This window comes from Paenibacillus sp. FSL K6-1217 (genome assembly GCF_045040735.1).
Taxonomy (GTDB): domain Bacteria; phylum Bacillota; class Bacilli; order Paenibacillales; family Paenibacillaceae; genus Paenibacillus_AQ.
Genome location: NZ_CP150271.1, coordinates 4,716,377 through 4,736,670 on the forward strand (window position 1 = coordinate 4,716,377; position 20,294 = coordinate 4,736,670).

Sequence of the window (20,294 nt, forward strand, 5' to 3'; positions counted from 1 at the left end):
AAGATGACGACATGGACGAAGGGTTACAGGACCGCCTTGAGAAATTCGGACTATCCCTATATATGATACGCATTACGCTGGCTGCTTCGCTCTCGTGGCTGGCGGTACACAGTATTTATGGAGACCAGTATTTGTACTTCGCGCCGCTGGCAGCGATTCTGATCACCCAGAGCAGTGTCAAGGCCTCGCTTGAAAAAGGGGTCTACCGCCTGCTCGGCATCGTCCTCGGCGGAATCGTCAGCCTGGTTGTAGGCCGGTTCTTCGATGTCGGCGCTCTCTCGATCCTGCTCATGCTGCTGATTGGCATAGGAGTGGCCACCGCCTGCCGGATCAATATCCAGGCTGTCTCACAGGTAGGCGTCACTTCCGTTCTTGCACTTACCTTCTATCATGACGGGTATATCGTCTGGAGAGCTGCCGAGACCCTGATCGGTGTGCTAATTGCCCTGATCATCAATATGATTATCGTTCCGCCCAAGGGGTTCGTCAAGGCCAAGAGCCTGGCCCTGAAGGGCAGCCTGACTTTGTCGGATGCCTTAACCGGTCTGGCTTCAGGCGGCCGGGATGCCGCTCAGGCCAAGGCTGCTCTTGAGAGCTCCGGCGAGCTGCTGAAGAAGAGCGACCGGCTGCAGAAGGAGATGCATTACACGCTGTCTCATTACCAGTGCCGTAAGGAGCTTGGCACCGTGTCACGGTCCACCTCCCATCTGCTCAAGGTGCATGTCTACGTGAAGGGCATCGCCGAAGAGATTGCCCTGCTGCCTGCTCATTATGCCGCAGCCGACTGGATGCTGGAGGTTGTCACCGCAACGGCTGACTGTATCGCCCTGTACGGCACCCGGACGCTATCGGATGCCGAATGCAGCGGACGTTCACTTCCCGAGAGTCTGAGAAGAGCCCGCGATGTGCAGCTGGCCTGGTTCTCGGAGCTGCAGGGCCAGTGCCCGCTCGCCGCATTCCGCGATCTCGGTGCGGTGTTCTCCCACCTGAACCGGATTCTTGAAGAGATTGAACGCGCCGATTACGCGGCTCTCTCAACCGCACCTCAGCATGTCAAGGCACAGCCTGCGCGCGCTATCCAATTCATACAAAAAGGACTCTTCCACAAGCTGTAAGCTTGGGAGGGTCCTTTTTTGTGTGTTGCTGTAACGCCGAAAGCGGTGGTTAATCAGCGGGCAGATATCTCCAGCCCCCGTAGGCTGTAACGTTCTCGGCTCCGGCCGCGGCATAGCCTTCGCAGATGAAGCCTGTCACTTCGCGGCCATCTGCAAGTGCCACCCGCCCCAGTCCCAGCGGAGCCGGGATGAGCGAGGCGAACGCGCCCAGCGATTCCACCGGCATCTGCCACAGCTCCAGCTCGACAGCGTTTCCCCCTGCCGCCTGCCGCAGCAGGCCCGGCTTAGCCGGCACGGTGGGGAGCTTGACCAGCTCATAGCAGGGTGCCGTCCGCGCCTCCTGCCAGAAGCGCGCGCCATGCTCCAGCATCTGCTTCTCCAGCGGGAAGCCGCGCATATGCAGCCCGCAGACTGCCAGGGTAACCATGCCGGACACTGACAATTCAGCAGCAGCACCTACTCCAACAGCACCGCCACTAGCACCGGCAGTACTCCCCCCACCAGCTACTCCAACACCACCTCCACCAGCATCACCATCACCTATAGCACCCCCGCCATCCTTCCTTTCCGGCGAATGCCCCTCCGCCAGAAACCGCTCCCCGGCTCCGGCAAGCAGATGCTCGCTGTCCGCGAGGGCGAACAGGGTAATGCCGAACGGCAGCCCCTCCGCCGCTTCCCCGGCGGGAATGGCCACCGCCGACAGATCGAGCAGGTTGCAGTGATTGGTGTAGCGGCCCATATCGGAGTTAGCCCCTACCGGGTTCGCGGCCACCTGCTCCCTGGTCCAGGTTCCGCCGCAGGTCGGCAGTACCAGCACCGCATCCCTCAGCAGCAGCTCTGCTTCCCGCTTATACCGCTGCCGGCGGTGCATGGCCTGGAACAGGCTTGATGCGGTGTGGCGCTCCGCGGCACCAGAGGAGAGAATCGACTCCGTTACCGGCAGCACAGCTTCACGGTGAGTCTCCACGAATCCGGCCAGATCCGCCCAGCGCTCGGCTACCCAGGGACCTTCGTACAGGATGGCTGCCGCTTCGGAGAACAGCGTGCAATCCACCCGTTCAACGGGCAGCCCCAGCTCCTGCACCGCCGCTTCGGCCCGTTCCCAGGCCCGGCGGTATTCATCCGCATGGAGCCCATAGAAGTCCAGCGGTGCTTGCGGCAGCAGCAGCTTCCCGGGCAGAGCGGCAGCCTCCCGCTTCACGCAGCGCGACCACGGATCGGCTTCATCGAAGCCGCGTGCTACGCGGTCCACTGTGAGCGCATCCTCCAGATTGTGCGCGAATACGGTGACGCAATCCAGGCTGGCACAAGCCGGCACTACGCCGCGTACCGGCCAGGCGCCCAGGCTGGGCTTATAGCCGACCAGCCCGTTCAGCGCGGCCGGCACACGGCCCGAGCCCGCCGTATCCGTGCCCAGGCTGAACACCGCCTGACCCCGGGCCACAGCAACCGCCGAACCGGCGCTGGAGCCGCCGCTGATGTATTCGGGACGCAGGGCATTATGCGTCTCTCCGTAAGGGCTGCGCACACCGACGAGTCCGGTGGCGAACTGGTCCAGATTGCTTTTGCCGACAGGGATCGCCCCCGCAGCCACCAGTCTCTCCACCACCGCTGCGTCAGCTTCCGGCTGATAAGCAAATTCAGGACAAGCCGCCGTCGTGGGCAGTCCCTTGACATCGATGTTATCCTTCACCGCGAACGGAATGCCCCACAAAGGATGCTCCTGCGGATTAAGCTCTTTGAGCGCCGCCAGGAAGGGAGTAATCTGCGCCTCGGCGGGCGGTTCTATCCAGATGTTCATATCCTTGTCCCGCACCGCGCGGCGGATGATCTCCCGGATCACCGCCTCCGGGTCTAGTAGTCCGCTCAAATACTGCCCCCGCAGCCACCCGGCAGTCAGCTTCGCAGGCCATTCTGTTATTGCCGTCATCAGGCTTCATCTCCTTCTCTGCGTATCGTTGCCTGACCTGCGGCCCTTGCCCATCTCATGTAGCTTGAGCGCGAGCTGCAGCTCCAGCATGTCGTCACCGTCATCCTGGCTTAATCCCAGCAGCTCACAGGCCCGGTCGATCCGGTAGGTGACCGTGTTATAATGAGTGAACAGCTCGCCGGAGGTCCGCTTGACGTTGCGGTTGCACTTGAAATACAACTGGAGCGTCTGGAGCAGCGAAGCGTTGTGCTTGCGGTCATACTCCAGCAGCGGGGCAACATATTGGTCCCTGTACTCGCTGATCTCCTCCAGCTCCGGCAGATGGTACAGCAGCCGGAAGACCCCCAGCTTCCGGTAATCCACATAAGATCCGCGGTATCCGCTGATCTGGCGGATGCGGGCGATTTTGCGGGAGGATTCATAGCTGAACCGCACCTGATCGGGACCGTCCGCAAGATCGCCAATACAGAAGGCGCAGGTCTCGCTGGCAAATACCCGGTTCATCTCGGCCAGCAGACGACCCAGCGTCTCCTCAAGCGGAAGCCCCGGCTGCTCCGGCACCGTCAGGACCAGCTCCCCTTCAAGGATGGTGAGCTTCACATGCTGAAGGTCTGCCCGGGCGCGCACCCGCTTCACAACCTGCTGGAGCTGCTTAAGCTCCGGCTTATCCTCCAGCCACCCGGCGGTTACAGCGCGCAGCGGACGCTCCGGAAGCGGGCAGCCGCAGGCTGCGCCGCGCAGCTTCAGATCCTCGGCAGCGGCAATCCGGCCGCTGATCCAGTCTTGCAGGAACTGGTCCACATACTTCAGCTCCACCTCCCGGCGGGCCCCGGCATTGATCATCTCCAGCCCGACCAGCACGCCGACCCGGTCAATCGTTAACTGATCCACTACCGACAGCTCGCTGTTCCACTCCAGCAGCACCAGCAGACACTGGTCTGCTCCCTTGTCATTGACGGCTGAGACATAAGCGCGGATACGCCGTTCTCCAACGGTAAGGAACGTAATGCCGAGACTGCCTTCCTGGCGAAGCTGTACCCAGGCCGGAAGCTGCTCTTCCAGCTTCAGCGCTTCCGCCTGCGGAGAACAGAAGACCTGATCGGTATCGTCCAGCAGGACGACCGGATTATGCAGCATGCCGTCCAGGGTCAGCAGGAAATCCTCAATGCCGTCGCCATGGAGCAGCTGCTTCGACAGCTTCTGGAACCGGCTCTGCAGCTGCGAGAGCTCCCGCGCCTCCTGTACCAGCACCCGCTCCATAATGTCGCGCACCACATCGGAGAAGGAGGTGGAGGCGGGCAGCTCGAAGATCGGGAAGCCGAGCTGATCCGCGAGTTCCAGCGCCCGCGGCGGAATCTCATCAATATAACGCTTGGTTTTGATCCCGAGCGCGGACACTCCCTTCTGGTTCAGCTGGGGAATAATCTCAGCGATCAGCTCCGGCCGGTTATGAAAAGGGAAGCCGCTTGTAATCAGGAACTCTCCCGGACGGACCCAGTCGATGACATCGGGAACCTCCATTACATTGACCCGGTTAATATAACGGCCAAGGCCCCCAGCTCCAGCCAGCAGGGCCGCTTCCTTGAGGTCGGGAATCAGCAGGATATCGCTGCAGGTCAAACCGGTAATTACATTGCTGCCCATGGCTCCGCCGCCTTTACTATAGCTTGGAAGAATAGATATCCTCGATTAGGGTAGTGCCGAAGAAGCTGTTCGCCGGCACCTCCGCCTCCGCCGGTACAAAAATACTGATCTGCTCCGAAGGAGAATCCCCTATATTCCGAACAGAATGGACTACGCCCGCAGGCACATGGAACGTATCTCCAGCCCGGTAGCTGTACCATTCCCCGTCACATAGCAGCTTGACCTCTCCTACGGTGATATGAATGATCTCGACTACATCATGATAGTGCGGCAAGACCTGACCGCCAACACCCAGCTTCTCCCACAGAATCGAGCTCATACGGATACCCAGGCGGTCCGCTTCCTCTGCCGAGACAATCTCCCGGTGATACAGCTCTATATGATTCGGCATTAGCTCCCATGTCATATCTGCTGCTGCCAGCACTTTCGTTTCCTGTGTATGCATATTCGATTCCCCCATGATGGATAAAATGTAGTTGTATACAAACTCTGCTACTTACGGCGGAATACAGCCGCCACCGGCCCTCCGCCCTTTGGCCCCTGATGCTCGCCTCCGCCGGAGACGTAGATCATCGGATCACCGCCGACATAGGCCAGCACACCCCCGACTACAGCCCGCGCATGGCGGGTATGATTGATATCTGAATCATCCAGCATGATATGGCGGCGTCCGCGGATGACGCCATCCGGGTCAGCCTCCGCCTTGGCAAGCACCTGCACCAGCTCTTCGCCGGGATACCGGTCCAGCAGACCCTGGAGCGCCGCACCATCCACAGCATCCTGCATCACGGCGTGGTCGATGTGGTACGGGCCGTCCGCCGACAGCGAATTCCCGAACACAATCACTTCACAGCAGGACAGCTCACTGCCCGCCGAAGTCGATGCCACCGTGCTGAATTGACCCCAGTCCGTGCAGATATCTTCTTCCTTTAAGACGGAACGGTCCACTTCACCCAGCGCGATGCCTGCACCCAGTGCTGAAGCTCCTCTGGAATAGCCCATCGATTTATAAGTATCCTCTGTGATGAGCGATACCTCACGGCTGTGCGCCTCATAGATCTGCTCAGCGGTAAGCAGCGGGCACTTAATCTGTACAAAATGCACATCCCTAGGTGAGGTGATGCCCGCATCTATAACCGCACGGGCCACGGCATCCGCCACAGCGTCCACCTGAGGGAGCCGTCCCAGCTCCTCCGGCCGGAAGCTCCGCGTTCTGGCGACTCCAATGGCCAGTGACTTCGGGCCGTCAGCAGACTTATCGGCGTCTGCGCCTCCCTGTCCGCTGCGGCTGATAACCGTAAAGTGCGGGCTGAGCACGCCTTCCGTACCGCCTGACATCACATAGGAGATGTCGGCGGCTCCTCCTTGTGCCGCTTCAGCAAAGAATCCCTTCAGCGCCATAACCGCATAGCCCCGTGTAAAATCATTCACACAGCCGTTGCCCTCCGTCTTCCCCAGCACCGCGACCACTTCCTCCGGACGGAACAGTCCCTCTTCCACCGCTGCGCCAAGGCCGGACATGTCATGCGGCGCACGGGCAGGGATTTTGATTACCGAGCAGTTCATCATAGATCATCGCTCCTTGTCCAGAAAATAACCCGTTTCTCCAGCAGCCCGATACACCAGAACAGCAGCAGGCCGCACAGCGCCGAAGCCACAATCGCCGAGAACATCACCGGCGTATCCATATGATAGGAAGAGACAAGCACCACATAACCGAGCCCCTTATTCGCTCCGACGAATTCGCCGACTATGGCTCCGACAATAGCGAGCGAGGTGGAGATTTTGAGCGCAGAGAAGATATAAGGCAGACTGGTCGGCAGGCGCAGCTTCCAGAAGATTTCGCTTTTCGTCCCTTTATAGGTCGAGAACAGCTCCCAGGCTTCGTATTCGATGGCCTTAAGACCCTTAACACTGTTCACCAGAATCGGGAAAAAGCAGATCAGCATCGAAGCGATTACCTTCGAGGTATATCCGGTCCCCAGCCAGACGACCAACAGCGGGGCCAGCGCCACCAGCGGCGTAGTCTTAAGCGCGATGGCCAGCGGGAACATCCCCTTCTCAATAGGCTTGGAATGAACAAAAATCACTGCGGTAGCCAGGCCAAGGATGTTGGCAAGAATGAACCCTGTCAGCGCTTCGCCCAGCGTAACCAGCGTATGCGACCACAGCGAGCCATTAATAGCCGAGACTACTTGTGTAGGCGCAGGCAGCAGATACATCGGAACCGCCAGAAGACGTACCGCCAGCTCCCACAAGATCAGGAAGCCAAGCGCAAAGCTGAGCGGGTACAGGGTGTCTTTGATTTTGACTGTCATAGATGCTTCACCCGCTTTCTCAGTTCCTTGACGATGCGGTGGAACTCCGGCAGCTCTTCCATTCCCGCCTCACGCGGGGAAGGCAGCGTCACCGGAATAATATCCGTCACACCGGCAGGGCGGGGTGACATCATCACGACCCGGTCCGACAGCAGTGCCGATTCATGAATCGAATGGGTAACCATCACGATGCTGCTCAGGCTCGTCTCCGGGCTCTCCCACAGCCGCAGCAGCTCGAAATTCAGCTTCTCGCGCGTCAGCTCATCCAGTGCACCGAACGGCTCATCCATCAGCAGCACCGTCGGGTCGGCAGCCAGGGCACGGGCAATGGCCGCCCGCTGCTGCATTCCGCCGCTGAGCTGATGCGGGAAGTGGCTCAGGTAATCCTGTAAGCCGACCAGCCGCAGGGCACTTTCCGCTTTTTCACGCGCTTCGCTTGAGTTGAATTTCTTCTTCGCGCCCAGCTCAAGCGGCAGCATTACATTCTGCAGCGCGCTGAGCCACGGCATCAGGACCGGCTTCTGAAAGACCATGCCCAACGACAGGTCGGGGGAGGCATACGCCACTTCTCCACCCGCTTCAGGGCTTAATAGCCGCAGCATCAGCCGGAGTGTCGTGGATTTCCCGCAGCCGCTCGGTCCGAGAATCGAAATGAACTCGTTGCGGTATACGTCAAGACTAACCTGATTCAGCACTGGCACATCGCCGAAGGATAGAGAGCAATTGCGCAGTGAGAGCATGGTTTCCCGGGTACCGGGATGCTGCGCGGGGGCAGCATCCAGCTGTTCTTTGATCGCTGTTGTCATTATCGGGTCCCTCCTTATTTCAAAAACTCGTTGGTGAACATTCCGCCCGTATCCTGTTCCTTTTTCACAAAGCCCAGCTCGACCAGATTCTTCTGCAGTGTCTCCCAGGCCGCCTCGTCCATTGAGCCCAGCGGAAGCTTCTCCGGATCAAGCAGCGGAATGCTGGCCTTCATCATATTGACCTCATGCTTCAGATCCAGCTTCTCGCCATATTTCAGACCGAATTCCGCTGCCTCCTCCGGATGCTTGACCGCATAATCCCAGCCCTGCATAGATGCCTGCACGAAGCTTGCGACCATCTCCGGGTCCTTCTTAATAACAGACTCCGTGGTGAACAAGGTATCGGCATAGAAATTGATGCCATAGTCGTTCGGATCAATAATATTCACTTCCTTGCCTTGCTCCTCTACAGCCAGCACTTCATTAATAACATATCCGGGCCAGGCCTTGACCTGACCGGTTAACAGCGGACTCAGATCATATTTGACCGGCATCTCTTCGATTTGCGAAGGCTCGATGCCCGCGCTTTTCTCCATGGCACGGAAGGTCAGCTCTTCGTTGCCGCCCAGCTTAATGCCCACCTTTTGCCCGACAAGGTCCTCCATCGTCTTGATCCCGGACTCTTTGAGCGTGAACATGACGAACGGGGTTTTGCGGTAGATCGCGGACAACGCTTTGACAGGGACCCCCTTCTCTCTGGCAATGACGACCTGGTCGGCACCGGTCACTCCGAATTCCTCACTGCCGGAAGCCACCATCTGCACAGCCGGGAAGTCCGAGCCCCCCGGGCGGATCTCAACATCAAGCCCCGCTTCTTTATAGAAACCTTTTTCCACTGCGGTATAGAACCCGGCGAACTGCGCCTGGTGAATCCACTTCAGCCGGAGTACCACCTTCTTCAGACCGCCCGAGCCTTCCGCTCCCTGGCCTTCGGCCTTACCGGCCCCCGTATTGTTACCGCAAGCGGTCAGAAGCAGCATTAGCGAGGTTAACAGTATCAATGCTTTCGTTCTGGATTTGTTCCACATGGTTATTCCCCCGTTATGATGTAATTTGAACTCGTAGGATTCAGTATTGCTCCAGCGCCTCAAGCACCGCTTGCGAGTCACTTACACTGCCGAACACCCCGCCCTGCATTTGAACCATTTTCAGCGCTGCCAGATGATTCGCTTCATCCGTAGCCCCCGTGCAATCCTCCAGGATCAGACACTCGTACCCGCGGTCATTGGCTTCCCGCATCGTGGTGTGTACGCAGACATCGGTAGTAATCCCGGTTAGGATCAGATGGGTAATTCCTTTATTCTTCAGGATTAGGTCCAGGTCTGTCGCATAAAAGCTGCCCTTGCCCGGCTTGTCTACAATGTACTCTCCCTCGGCAGGCGCCAGCTCATCAATGATCTGCCAGCCGCGCTCCCCCCGCACCAGGATACGTCCCGCCGGCCCTTCCGAGCCGATCTCGGCGCCAATCTGCTTGCTCCGCCACTGCTTGTTGGCCGGCAGATCCGACAGATCCGGCTTATGCCCCTCCCGGGTATGGATTACGGTGAACCCTTCGATGTCCCGGATACGTTCCAGCAGCCGCTGAATGGGCTGAATCGCTCTTGCTGTTAGCGAGAGGTCATAACCCATTCTTTCCACGTAACCGCCCTTGCCGCAAAAGTCTGTCTGCATGTCGATAATCATCAGCGCCGTCTTCGCCGGGTCAATGTCACCGTCATAGGGCCAAGTGTAGGGTGTTGCTGTAATTTGCATGGTTCATGCTCCTCTCCTGATGTCTCTGGCTCTATTAATGTTATATTAGTTAACATTTAATCGAATTTCCTTGTTATGAGTTAGATTATATTACAACATAATCGTGATGTCTTCGGTTTTATTACGAAAAAACACACATAATGTTTGTGTTTATCTACATAGTTAACACATATATAACATTAATGTACACAATGAAGATTACTCAAAAAGGAATACCTGCTGATTCCTTCCAAGTTTGATCCATTCATTATCTATATATTAGATGAGGCTTCTCCACTCGCCCGGTATAAAGGACAGCCCGGACCTTTTACGTCTCTCTAGCCTTCCATAAGCTGTAAGCGCTGGGAAACCAGTTTTTTTGTCGAAATAGAACTGCACATTTTAAGTTTTTTGATAAATAGGCATAATATAGTTGAAAAATAGCTCTTTAAGTACTAGAATTAAGCTTGTTTGCAGAAGTTAATGCCACGTAAGAACTATTTATGACTCTTTTTGTCGATTACAGTCGACCGCACATAACCGCCTCTACAGGATGTATATCATTGATCTATTTCTAAAGGCAAACTCCCCGAAAGGGCAGGACGCAAAGCCATGGGCCTAAGAACACCGGAATCTGCGTTTACGGTCGCCAGGCTGCCAATAGAGACCACTTAAGCCAGCCGTTCACGGGAAGCTGTCCCGGGCTTGAGGATGTTCTTTTTCTGTACGAATTGCCATTGATCATACGAAAAAGTGAGGTTACAACCATGCCGCAGCAGTATATCGAACCAAGCCGATATGAATTCGTAGAGTCCCTGATGCTCGAACGCAAGGGTCTCCTGGATTCATTCTCTGTGGAGGGCCGGACTTCTGGCGGGACATCTGGAGATAAGAATGGAATTATCCTCGTGCAGGACAATCAGATATTCATTACTCCCCCGCTCCCCGGAGGGGCCCCCGCCCGCATCTCTGCGATCCACCCTGTTGTCCTGAAGATCAACTGTAAGACTGTTACAGAGCCAACCGAGGTGTCGAAGACGGATTATATCACCTGGGAGATCTGCGAGAAGCCGCAATATGAAATTACCGTGTCGCCTGACAAGCTTAAGGTTCACTTCACTTTATACCGTACAGAGAAGTACGCCTGGAATCTGGTCAACTGTCCCGCCGCCTTCGAAGCGGTAGTCCGTGCCCAGCCCAACCCGGCGATGCTCCTGTCCACGCTTACCATAGAACAGATTATCGCCTCATTGGACAACCGTTTTGTTCTGAGCAACCTGAACATTCCCGCCCTGTACGCGGAGCTGGACAATCCTACCTATCTCCCGGTCTGCATCGCCGAGGGAAGAGCCCCGCTGCCCGGAAGGGCATCCCGGCTGGAATTCATGCTGCCGGAGCATACGCTGGCGGGCAACGGGATGCTTCAGGACCGCCGGGCTCAGGAGCCTGCGGATACCATGGAGTATCTCCGCTTCCCCGGAGCCCCGTTTACCTTTGCGGGCGAGGTCTTCGCCCGCAAGCTGCCGCCGGAAGAAGGCATTCCCGGCTTCGACACGGACGGAAGTGTCCTGCCTCCTCCTCCTCCGCAGGATATCTACTTCGCTGCCGGTGAGCATGCCCGGCTCCTTCCCTGCGGCAATATCGTCGCCCGGCAGACCGGCAGACCGCGCATCTGCGGAGGGAATGGCAGCGTCAGAATATGCGACTTCCCTCCGTTCTGCCTGCTGACCCGGGAAATGGCGGATACTGCGGGCGATGTGATTTTCGCAGGCGACATCGTTGTCCCGGGAGATCTCGAAGGACCTGCACGGATCGAAGCCCTGGGCAATGTCTACGTCTATGGCGATATACGCCAATCTACGATCATTGCCACCGGCAGCATTTATGTGAGCGGCCAGGTCACCGGCAGCGGCCTGTACGCCGGGCACGCCGGGGTACAGCAGCACCGGCTGCACAGCCTCGCAAGCCTGCTGCGGACAGAGACGGACGAACTGCGCGAGTCGGCGCGCCAGCTGGCCAGGAACGTGGAATCCCGCCAGCAGTCCGTGAATTATGGCCTGGTGGTCATGCTGCTGCTGGAGGATAAATACAGCCACCTGGAGAGCCTGATCCGCGACCTTCAGGCTGCACTGAGCCGCATGAACGGAAAGTTCGGCTCCGGTACGGACAAGCTCCGGCATATGCTTGAGGTATTCGCCCATCCGGGACAGTTCACCGGGTGCATCACGGACAGTGCCCTAAGCAGCTTCTCCAGGCTGCTGCTCAAGCTGGGCGAGGAGATCGAGCTGCTCCAGGAGGAGCATGCGGTGATTAATCTTGCCCGTTCACATGACAGCCGCCTGGAGTCCGGCGGGAAGCTGCTTCTGCGGGATTCTTGTTAAGTACTACTAGCAGCTCATTAGATTTAAATGTGTGAGAATCACTTTAACTAATGGCCTGCTGAGGGGTTTACCGCGCCCCGATTAGGGTGCAAGGGGTAGGCTCAATTGCAATTCGTACAACTAAATCGCCAGTTGTGCCGCCAAATCTCCGTTTCGCTGTTTTTAGTTGCACAAAATACATTTATCTCTGAGGGTTAGCTACGAACGCTGCTTCATCCCTTGCCGCATTTATGGAATGAAAACACTTGTTTAATTATGATGGTCTACCAGATAAGGAGAAGTGATAGCATGCGATATAACCGGCTAGGCCATAGCGGCCTGCAGGTGTCTGCGCTGGGTCTGGGCACCAATTCATTCGGCAAACGGGCTGATCAGGACACCTCCGTCCGCATTATTCACGCCGCCATGGACCTGGGAATTAACTTCATCGATACCGCCAATATCTATGCCGGGTCTGAATCCGAGCGGATTATCGGACTTGCGCTTGAAGGCAGACGCCACAGCGCCGTGCTGGCCACCAAAGCCGGATTGCCGAAGCATGAGGGACCCGGCGGCAGCGGCTCTTCGCGCCATCATCTGATGCAGGAGCTGGAGGGCAGCTTGCGCCGGTTGAAGACAGATTATGTGGATCTGTACCAGATTCACACCTTCGATCCCTACACACCGCTGGAGGAGACTCTACGCACGCTGGATGATCTGATCTCCGCAGGCAAGGTGCGGTATATCGGAGCCTCCAATTATGCCGCCTGGGAGCTGATGAAGGCGCTCGGGATCAGCGAAGCCCGCAGCTGGGCGAAATACATCTCTATCCAGTGCAGCTACTCACTGGCTGACCGCACGCCCGAAGCCGAGCTGCTCCCGCTCTGTCTGGATCAGGGTCTGGGCATCATCCCGTACTTCCCTCTGGCGGGCGGCATCCTTACCGGCAAATATGCCGGCAGCGGCAAGGCCCCTGCCGGCTCTAGAGCAGAGACCGATCCGAACTTCCGCCGCTTCCTTACCCCGGAGCGCATCTTGCTTGGGGAGCGGGTTCAGGCCATTGCGGAAGGGCTGGGCACCTCACCTGCAGCTCTATCCCTGGCCTGGCTGATGAACCGGCCCGCCGTCTCCACAGTGATTGTCGGCGCGACTACAGTAGAGCAGGTACAGCATAATTTGCAGAGTCTCTCTGCTTCGCCGGATGCGGGGGTACTTGAGCAACTTGACCAGGCTAGCGCCGCCTTCCGCACCGGCGAGCCGTTTGCGGTCTACCGGCTGCCATAAGCGCTGACGGTAACGTTCATATCTATACACACACAAAGCGAGCCCCCGTATACGTATACGGGGGCTCGCTTTTATGTTTTTTGGCTCATATTGAATTTGTATTAGACCGCAGCGATGAACCGCTCCATGTCTTCCTGTACGGTAGTAATCCCGCCGATGCCGAAGGTATCGACCAGGACCTTGGCTACATTAGGCGACAGGAACGCCGGAAGCGTAGGACCCAGGTGAATGTTCTTCACGCCCAGATGCAGCAGCGCCAGCAGTACGATGACCGCCTTTTGCTCATACCAGGCAATGTTATAGGAGATCGGAAGATCGTTGATATCCGCCAGACCGAACACTTCCTTCAGCTTAAGCGCGATGACCACAAGGGAATAGGAGTCATTGCACTGCCCGGCATCAAGCACGCGGGGAATTCCGCCGATATCGCCAAGCGCCAGCTTGTTATATTTGTATTTGGCACAGCCTGCAGTAAGGATCACCGTGTCACTAGGCAGCTCTGCTGCGAAGTCGGTGTAATAATTCCGGCTCTTCATCCGTCCATCGCATCCGGCCATGACGAAGAATTGCTTGATGGCGCCGCTCTCTACCGCTCCAACCACCTGATCCGCCACATTCATGACCGCCGCATGCGCGAAGCCGCCGACGATCTCGCCTGTCTCAATCTCCACCGGAGCGCTACAGCGCTTGGCCTGCTCGATCAGAGCCGAGAAATCCTTCCCGCCGTCCGCGTCTGCCGCGATATGCTGAACTTCCGGATAACCGGTGTTGCCTGTCGTGTACAGCCGGTCCTTGTAGCTGTCCTTCGGCGGCACGATACAGTTCGTGGTCATCAGAATCGGACCATTGAAGCTGGCAAATTCCTCATTCTGCTTCCACCATGCATTGCCGTAGTTGCCAACGAAATGGCTATACTTCTTGAAGGCCGGATAGTAGTGGGCCGGCAGCATCTCACTGTGCGTATACACATCCACTCCGGTACCTTCGGTCTGCTTCAGCAGCGCCTCCATGTCCTTGAGGTCATGACCGCTGATCAGAATACCGGGGTTCGTACCTACACCAATATTGACTTTGGTAATCTCAGGGTTGCCATAGGCTGCGGTGTTCGCACGGTCAAGCAGGGCCATTACATCCACGCCGAACTTGCCGCATTCCAGCACCAGGGCTGTCAGCTCGCCGCCGCTCAGACTGTCATCCAGGGCAGCAGCCAAGCCTTTTTCCATAAAAGCATGTGCGCCCGCTTCATAGAAGCCCAGCACTGCGGCATGCTCCATGTAGGCAGCCATTCCCTTCAGGCCATAGGTCAGCAGCTCGCGCAAGGAACGGATATCCTCATGCTCCGTTGCAAGCACACCCACCGTTGCCGCCTTCTCCATCAGCTCTTCATCGGTCACCGCATTCCAGTTCGCCGCGTCATGCTCCGACAAATGGGCCATCACTCCGGCATCGGCCACTCTGCTGCGCCACAGGTCCCGCAGGGCAAGTCCTTCCCGGACCTTCGCAGTGAAGAATTCCGGCACAAAGTTGGCATTGGTAATCGTAGCGAACAAGCTCTCTATAATGAATTTCTCCGTTACCGGATCGGTGATCCCCAGCTCGCGCCCGCTGCGCGCGAAGACGGCAATGCCTTTGAGTGTATATACCAGAAGATCCTGCAGATTCGCTACCTCACTGGTCTTGCCGCACACCCCCTGAATCGTACAACCCGTCCCCTTAGCTGCTTCCTGACACTGGAAACAAAACATTTCGCTCATTACCTGAATCACTCCTTATCATTATTGGAACCGCTCTGTGCCTCGCCTTTACAGTTACCAATAATTGTAGTAGACTTTCGTCTATCAATCGGTAACGAATGTTACCAATGACTACACTTTGGGAGGAAAAGTATGAGACCGGAGCCTGCTACACTGCAATCCTGCCTGCTATTTCGCGGAAAGTCCGCAGAAGAGATCGGACAGCTGCTGGATACACTGGCTTACGCTGTCAGCTCCTACCACAAGAATGCGATTATTCTCGCAGAGGGCGATCCGGCGGACCGGCTCGGAATTCTGCTGTCCGGCCGCATTGAGGTGCAGAAGACACATCCTACCGGCAGCAGTGTGACCATCGCCCACCTGAAGGAGGGGCAGACTATCGGCGAAGCCGTATTATTCCGCAGGAATAACACCGTACCCGCCACGGTCACGGCCACAGGTCCCTGCAAGGTGATGTTCATCAGCAAGCAGGAGCTGCTGAGATTATTCGCGGCCGACACCGATATCCTCACCCGCTTCATCGAGAATCTGTCCGAGCGGCTGGTGCTTGTGAACCGGAAGATCGAGAATCTGTCCGCCGGGCCGCTGCGCCGCCGCATCGTAGACTTCCTGCTGGAGCAGGGAGAACAGCAGGAATCCGACACGCTGAAGCTCCCCTTCAGCCGGAAGGAATGGGCCGAGCATATGAATACCGCCCGCCCTTCCTTATCGCGGGAGCTGGGATTCCTGCGCGATCAGGGCTGGATCGAATTCAAAGGCAATGAAATCACCCTGCTGAACCGGAGCCGGATGCAGGATTACATCCAGACTCTGCCTTCTTCGGCAGGCAATCTATAGAGACCGCCACCATACCAAGGAGGATACAAGTATGCCACCGTTCACTGCAGAGCAGATCGACCGGCTGCTGGCTGAGCATAGACAATGGTTCGCCAGCGGAGTCACAAGAACCGCCGCCTTCCGGCTGGAGCAGCTTCGGAAGCTGAAGGATGCCATCTCACGCAGCGAAGCCCGGATTATTGCTGCACTGAACCAGGATCTGCATAAAAGCGAGTTCGAGGCTTATGCGACAGAAATCGGATTCACGCTGGACAGCATCGGCTATATGATGAAGCATCTACGGCGCTGGATGAAGCCGGTGAAGGTGGGCTCGCCGCTGCATCTGTTCCCGGCGCGGAGCAGAATCATAGCCGAACCTTACGGGACGGCGCTAATTATCGGGCCGTTCAACTACCCGTTCCAGCTGCTGATTGAACCGCTGATCGGCGCCATCGCCGCCGGGAACTGCGCGGTACTGAAGCCCTCGGAGAGCACACCGGCCACCTCCGCTGTTATCGAAGATATGATCCGGGAGACCTTCGATCCCGCGTATATCCGGGTAATACAAGGCGAGAAAGAGACGACAAATCTGCTGATTCATGCGGCGTTCGATTATATTTTTTTCACCGGAAGCGTGCCTGTGGGCAGGATTGTCATGGAGGCGGCTGCGAAGAACCTGGTGCCTGTCACTCTGGAGCTGGGCGGCAAAAGCCCAGTCATCGTCGACCGGAGCGCCGACCTGGAGACCGCCGCGAAGCGGATTATCTGGGGGAAGCTGATCAATGTGGGGCAGACCTGCATTGCGCCCGATTATCTCCTGGTCCACAGCGAGGTGGCAGCGGAGCTGATCGAACGGATGAAGCGCTGTGTCACCGATTTCTATGGCACCGACATCCGGCATAACACAGACTATGGCCGGATCGTTAACGAACGCCAGCTGCGGCGGATCGGGGATATGCTGGAGCGGGACCGCTATAAGCTGATACTGGGCGGAACGGTTATTCCTGAGGAGCTGTATATCGAGCCGTCCCTGATCTACCCGGCGGCTTGGAGTGACGCTTCCATGGAGGACGAAATCTTCGGGCCTGTGCTGCCGATTATGGAGTATAACCAGCTTGAGGAAGCCATCCAGAGCATCAATGCCCGTCCGAAGCCGCTCGCCCTCTATCTGTTCACCCGCGATAAGCAGGTGGAGCAGCAGGTGATGACAGAGGTATCCTTCGGCGGCGGCTGCATCAACGATACCATCTCCCATGTAGCCAGCACCCGGCTGCCGTTCGGTGGTGTGGGTAACTCCGGGATCGGCGGCTATCACGGCAAATACAGCTTCGACCTTTTCTCCCATCACAAAAGCATTGTTAAGCGAAGCACGAGGTTTGACCTCGGCATCGTCTACCCGCCCTACGGCAGCAAGGTCAAGCTGGCGCGGAAGCTGCTGAAGTAGCGTCTGAGGCAGGGGCGGCAAGCACAAAGGAAACCTCCTTTATATAGAGAGAAGGTTTCCTTTTAACATACCTAACTCACCTCAACCCGCGATCCGTCCCGCGACCCAGCCTGCGACCTCTTTCTCCGGAATAGGCTTGCTGATATAGTAGCCCTGAATCTTGTCACAGCGGGTCCGCTCCAGAAAAGCAAGCTGCTCGGGGGTCTCTACCCCCTCAGCGGTAACGTTCAGCCCCATATCATGGCCGATGGTGACGATGGAGCTGGCCAGAGACATATTGTTCGGGGTATCGATACTGTCGATGAAGGACTTGTCGATCTTCAGGGTCGTAATCGGCAGCTGCTTCAGATAGCTGAGTGAGGAATAACCCGTTCCGAAGTCGTCCAGCGCAATGCCGATGCCCCTCTCCTTGAGCGCCTCCAGCTTGGAGCTGACCGCCTCGAAGGATTCCATGAAGATTGATTCCGTAATCTCCAGCTCCAGATACTCCGGCGCAAGCCCGGTATCCTCCAGCACGCTAAGCACCATCTCTGTGAAGTCGTCTTGCATCAGCTGAACGACCGAGATATTGACCGAGATATGATAGCCCTCATAGCCCTGACTGTGCAGCTCCCTGGTGAACCGGCAGGCGGCGCGCAGCACCCACTCTCCTATGGGAACGATCAGGCGGCAGTCCTCGGCAATCTTAATGAAGGATAAGGGGGAGACGAAGCCGAGCACCGGATTGTTCCAGCGGATCAGAGCCTCGAAGCCCCAGATCCCGCCGGAGCCGGTATCCACCAGCGGCTGGTAATGCAGCGACAGCTCATTGTTGGATATCGCGCTTCTTAAGTGATTCTCAATAATCATCCGTTCGTCAAAATACCGCTGCATCTCCTGCCCGTAGATCATATAGCTGCCCTTGCCTGCTTCTTTCGCCTTGTACATGGCAATGTCGGCATTCTTCAGCAGCTCCTCCGCATTCTCCCCGTTCTCCGGGTATTGGGCAATTCCGATACTGGCCGAGATATGCACCACACTTGCATGAAGCTGGAACGGCTCCTTGAAGCCTTGTACCAAGGAATCTGCATAGCGGATTACCTCACCCGCCTCCGCCACATCCTTGAACAGAATCACAAACTCATCGCCGCCGAAGCGGAAATGCTTGCTGCGCTGATCCGAGCGGCTAAGCAGCCGTTCACCGACCTGCACCAGCAGCTCATCCCCGAAGGTATGGCCCATAGAGTCATTAATGTACTTGAAGTTATCGATATCCAGGAAGAACAGCGCCGCATGGCCGCCGCAATGCTCTTCAATGAACCGTTGCAGCTCCTCGGACAGCGACAGCCGGTTCGGCAGACCGCTAAGTACGTCATTATAAGCCAGCAGCCGGTATTTCTCCTCACTGGTCTGCAGCAGCGCCTGATTCTCCACTACCTTGTTATACTGCTCCAGCAGCTCATCCTGCAGCGCCGTCAGCTCCTCATAAGTCGACTCCAGCTCCTGATAGCTCGTCTGTAGCTTACTCTCATAACCCTTACGGTCCGTCACATCCACCATCGACCCGGCAAACCGGACATATCCGCCGTCCGCATTACGCAGCACCTTGCCCCGCGCCTGAAACCACTTGTATTCGCCCGCCTTGCTTCGCAGCCGGTATTCAGCGTAGTAGTAGGAAGAACGACCCTCCAGATGCTGAATGCGCAGCCGGTTCTCCTGCTCGGCATCCTCCGGATGGAGGATGTCCCGCCAGCCGCCGCGGCTCTCATTGATCTCATCCCGGGCATACCCGAGCAGCTCATACCAGCTGTCCGAGAAATAATAGATCATCGTAGACATATCAACGTCCCAGATTACCGCATCCGAGCCATAGGTCGCCAGGCCGAAGCGTTCATTGCTTTTCTCCAGATTGCTTCTAATCCTTCTGACCAGCTGCACATAGAACAATAAGACAAGAATAAAGGTTACCAGTACGGCGAAGGCAGCCACGATGCTCAGCACCAGCACTTTATAGGTCCGATAAAAGGAGAACGGCTCGTTGATCACCTCGCTACCCTTCGGCAGCTGATCCGGTGATATCTTGAAGCGCTGCAGCTCATTGTAATCAAATACCTTACGTACATTGCTGTCGGTCACCACCGGAATATCCTCGGCACGCTCCCCCTTCAGGATACGCTGCGCCAGATCGGCCGCCGTCTGCCCCTGCCTTCGGCCGCTGATCAGGCTCCCGCCGAAGGCGCCATGGTTCAATGCAAAATCATAGATATGGTACACCGGAACACTGCTGCTCTTGCCCAGCTCACTTGCGAACCTGTCGAACTCGACAATTCTTCCGGTAGCGTCACTAAAATATGTAGTCATCAGCACAATACTGTCCGGAGACAGCCCGGCTGCCGTTGTCCGGATCTGTTCCATGGACATACGGTTCATGGGGAATAGCGCAAGCCCCGGATTCAAGGAGCTAATCTGATCCATCACCATCCGGCCGGTCGACAGGCCGCTCTCCGAATTATCGAAGACGACATACACCTTTTTCAGCGAAGGGTTGAGGTCCATCGCCATACGGATGGTGGGTGCGGCATCTATTTTCTCAATAACGCCTGTCATGTTGCTCCGGTCCTCGATACTGGACACCCCCAGCTCGTTGACCCCGCTGAAAATAACCGGAGCATCGTTCAGAAGCTCATGGCGGTACTTCATCGCGAAGCTCAGCGCCGCATCGTCCGTTGTGATGATCGTATTAATATGGATGTTCTGATATTTGAATCGGATGGTTTCGTAGAAATGTTCGAGGTTACCCTGCGTGGGGTACCTTTTCCAGTCCATGTATTCGGTGTAGATGACGGGAGGATTAGCTGTGCCCTTGAGACGTTCCTCTATTCCGGCACCTTGTTCATCCGTCCAGGCGAAGCCCTTCTGATAGGAATGCAGCACCAGCACGTTCCGGGCGGGAAGCTCCTCAGCTGCGGCGTATGCAGCTCCTGCCGGGCCTGTTATACACAGGAAGATTAGCAGAGGCAAGAGCAAGCTTCTTAATAACCTGAGATGAATATGATCTACACTCATTCGCACACTCCCGTTCATCTGTCTCATAGTCGGAATTTGGCAAGTAG

Annotated in this window: 15 protein-coding genes and 1 riboswitch; of the genes, 5 read left to right on the forward strand and 10 right to left on the reverse strand. The window is 56.9% G+C overall.

All coding sequences use genetic code 11. The features are described 5' to 3' along the window. Nucleotides 1-11: 11 nt before the first annotated feature. Nucleotides 12-1,115, forward strand: coding sequence for an FUSC family protein (locus MHH28_RS20760; RefSeq protein ID WP_405105102.1), 1,104 nt, complete (start codon nucleotides 12-14; stop codon nucleotides 1,113-1,115). Nucleotides 1,116-1,164: 49 nt separating this feature from the next. On the opposite strand, the gene atzF is transcribed toward MHH28_RS20760, so the two are convergent. From atzF to MHH28_RS20800, 8 genes are read right to left on the reverse strand one after another with little or no spacing between them, the layout of a single operon-like run. Continuing rightward, nucleotides 1,165-3,045, reverse strand: coding sequence for an allophanate hydrolase (gene atzF / locus MHH28_RS20765; protein ID WP_405105104.1), 1,881 nt, complete (start codon nucleotides 3,043-3,045; stop codon nucleotides 1,165-1,167). 6 nt (nucleotides 3,046-3,051) lie between these two features. Continuing rightward, nucleotides 3,052-4,689, reverse strand: a complete 1,638-nt coding sequence (locus MHH28_RS20770) for a PucR family transcriptional regulator (protein WP_405105106.1) — start codon at nucleotides 4,687-4,689, stop codon at nucleotides 3,052-3,054. Nucleotides 4,690-4,705: 16 nt separating this feature from the next. Beyond that, nucleotides 4,706-5,134 (reverse strand): cupin domain-containing protein, encoded by a 429-nt coding sequence (locus tag MHH28_RS20775; RefSeq protein ID WP_405105108.1) that lies wholly within the window; start codon nucleotides 5,132-5,134, stop codon nucleotides 4,706-4,708. Nucleotides 5,135-5,181: 47 nt separating this feature from the next. Beyond that, a complete protein-coding gene (locus MHH28_RS20780) occupies nucleotides 5,182-6,258 on the reverse strand; it encodes a ring-opening amidohydrolase (protein WP_405105110.1) in 1,077 nt (358 codons plus the stop codon). Further along, on the reverse strand, nucleotides 6,255-7,007 hold the full coding sequence (locus MHH28_RS20785; protein WP_405105112.1) for an ABC transporter permease: 753 nt from the start codon (nucleotides 7,005-7,007) through the stop codon (nucleotides 6,255-6,257). Before MHH28_RS20785 ends, MHH28_RS20780 begins: the two co-directional genes overlap by 4 nt. Then, nucleotides 7,004-7,813, reverse strand: coding sequence for an ABC transporter ATP-binding protein (locus tag MHH28_RS20790; RefSeq protein WP_405105114.1), 810 nt, complete (start codon nucleotides 7,811-7,813; stop codon nucleotides 7,004-7,006). The genes MHH28_RS20785 and MHH28_RS20790 overlap by 4 nt, the downstream gene beginning before the upstream one ends. Before the next feature lie 14 nt (nucleotides 7,814-7,827). Continuing rightward, on the reverse strand, nucleotides 7,828-8,841 hold the full coding sequence (locus MHH28_RS20795; RefSeq protein WP_405105116.1) for an ABC transporter substrate-binding protein: 1,014 nt from the start codon (nucleotides 8,839-8,841) through the stop codon (nucleotides 7,828-7,830). A 40-nt stretch (nucleotides 8,842-8,881) separates the two neighbouring features. After that, complete coding sequence (locus MHH28_RS20800; RefSeq protein WP_405105118.1) at nucleotides 8,882-9,565, reverse strand: cysteine hydrolase family protein; 684 nt, start codon at nucleotides 9,563-9,565, stop codon at nucleotides 8,882-8,884. 548 nt (nucleotides 9,566-10,113) lie between these two features. Then, nucleotides 10,114-10,206, forward strand: a riboswitch (cyclic di-GMP riboswitch). 75 nt (nucleotides 10,207-10,281) lie between these two features. On the opposite strand from MHH28_RS20800, the gene MHH28_RS20805 reads away from it, so the two are divergent. Both MHH28_RS20805 and MHH28_RS20810 read left to right on the forward strand, forming a co-directional pair. After that, nucleotides 10,282-11,925: a flagellar assembly protein A gene (locus MHH28_RS20805; protein WP_405105120.1), complete on the forward strand. Its 1,644-nt coding sequence runs from the start codon at nucleotides 10,282-10,284 to the stop codon at nucleotides 11,923-11,925. A gap of 288 nt (nucleotides 11,926-12,213) precedes the next feature. Beyond that, a complete protein-coding gene (locus MHH28_RS20810; protein WP_405105122.1) occupies nucleotides 12,214-13,188 on the forward strand; it encodes an aldo/keto reductase in 975 nt (324 codons plus the stop codon). A gap of 101 nt (nucleotides 13,189-13,289) precedes the next feature. On the opposite strand, the gene hcp is transcribed toward MHH28_RS20810, so the two are convergent. After that, entirely contained in the window at nucleotides 13,290-14,942 is a 1,653-nt protein-coding gene (gene hcp, locus MHH28_RS20815) for a hydroxylamine reductase (protein WP_405105124.1), read from the reverse strand. A 132-nt stretch (nucleotides 14,943-15,074) separates the two neighbouring features. Here hcp and MHH28_RS20820 point away from each other — a divergent pair, with 132 nt between their 5' ends. Both MHH28_RS20820 and MHH28_RS20825 read left to right on the forward strand, forming a co-directional pair. Further along, nucleotides 15,075-15,779, forward strand: coding sequence for a Crp/Fnr family transcriptional regulator (locus MHH28_RS20820; RefSeq protein ID WP_341183472.1), 705 nt, complete (start codon nucleotides 15,075-15,077; stop codon nucleotides 15,777-15,779). Nucleotides 15,780-15,810: 31 nt separating this feature from the next. Further along, on the forward strand, nucleotides 15,811-17,202 hold the full coding sequence (locus MHH28_RS20825) for an aldehyde dehydrogenase (protein ID WP_405105126.1): 1,392 nt from the start codon (nucleotides 15,811-15,813) through the stop codon (nucleotides 17,200-17,202). 81 nt (nucleotides 17,203-17,283) lie between these two features. Here MHH28_RS20825 and MHH28_RS20830 read toward each other — a convergent pair whose 3' ends face one another. Beyond that, complete coding sequence (locus MHH28_RS20830) at nucleotides 17,284-20,247, reverse strand: ABC transporter substrate binding protein (protein WP_405105128.1); 2,964 nt, start codon at nucleotides 20,245-20,247, stop codon at nucleotides 17,284-17,286. Nucleotides 20,248-20,294: the final 47 nt, after the last annotated feature.

Bases quoted from the DNA above. Each gene is read 5' to 3' on its own strand.
- MHH28_RS20760 (WP_405105102.1), top strand. From the start codon at position 12: ATGGACGAAGGGTTACAGGACCGCCTTGAGAAATTCGGACTATCCCTA.
- atzF (WP_405105104.1), bottom strand. From the start codon at position 3,045: ATGACGGCAATAACAGAATGGCCTGCGAAGCTGACTGCCGGGTGGCTG.
- MHH28_RS20770 (WP_405105106.1), bottom strand. From the start codon at position 4,689: ATGGGCAGCAATGTAATTACCGGTTTGACCTGCAGCGATATCCTGCTG.
- MHH28_RS20775 (WP_405105108.1), bottom strand. From the start codon at position 5,134: ATGCATACACAGGAAACGAAAGTGCTGGCAGCAGCAGATATGACATGG.
- MHH28_RS20780 (WP_405105110.1), bottom strand. From the start codon at position 6,258: ATGATGAACTGCTCGGTAATCAAAATCCCTGCCCGTGCGCCGCATGAC.
- MHH28_RS20785 (WP_405105112.1), bottom strand. From the start codon at position 7,007: ATGACAGTCAAAATCAAAGACACCCTGTACCCGCTCAGCTTTGCGCTT.
- MHH28_RS20790 (WP_405105114.1), bottom strand. From the start codon at position 7,813: ATGACAACAGCGATCAAAGAACAGCTGGATGCTGCCCCCGCGCAGCAT.
- MHH28_RS20795 (WP_405105116.1), bottom strand. From the start codon at position 8,841: ATGTGGAACAAATCCAGAACGAAAGCATTGATACTGTTAACCTCGCTA.
- MHH28_RS20800 (WP_405105118.1), bottom strand. From the start codon at position 9,565: ATGCAAATTACAGCAACACCCTACACTTGGCCCTATGACGGTGACATT.
- MHH28_RS20810 (WP_405105122.1), top strand. From the start codon at position 12,214: ATGCGATATAACCGGCTAGGCCATAGCGGCCTGCAGGTGTCTGCGCTG.
- hcp (WP_405105124.1), bottom strand. From the start codon at position 14,942: ATGAGCGAAATGTTTTGTTTCCAGTGTCAGGAAGCAGCTAAGGGGACG.
- MHH28_RS20820 (WP_341183472.1), top strand. From the start codon at position 15,075: ATGAGACCGGAGCCTGCTACACTGCAATCCTGCCTGCTATTTCGCGGA.
- MHH28_RS20825 (WP_405105126.1), top strand. From the start codon at position 15,811: ATGCCACCGTTCACTGCAGAGCAGATCGACCGGCTGCTGGCTGAGCAT.
- MHH28_RS20830 (WP_405105128.1), bottom strand. From the start codon at position 20,247: ATGAGTGTAGATCATATTCATCTCAGGTTATTAAGAAGCTTGCTCTTG.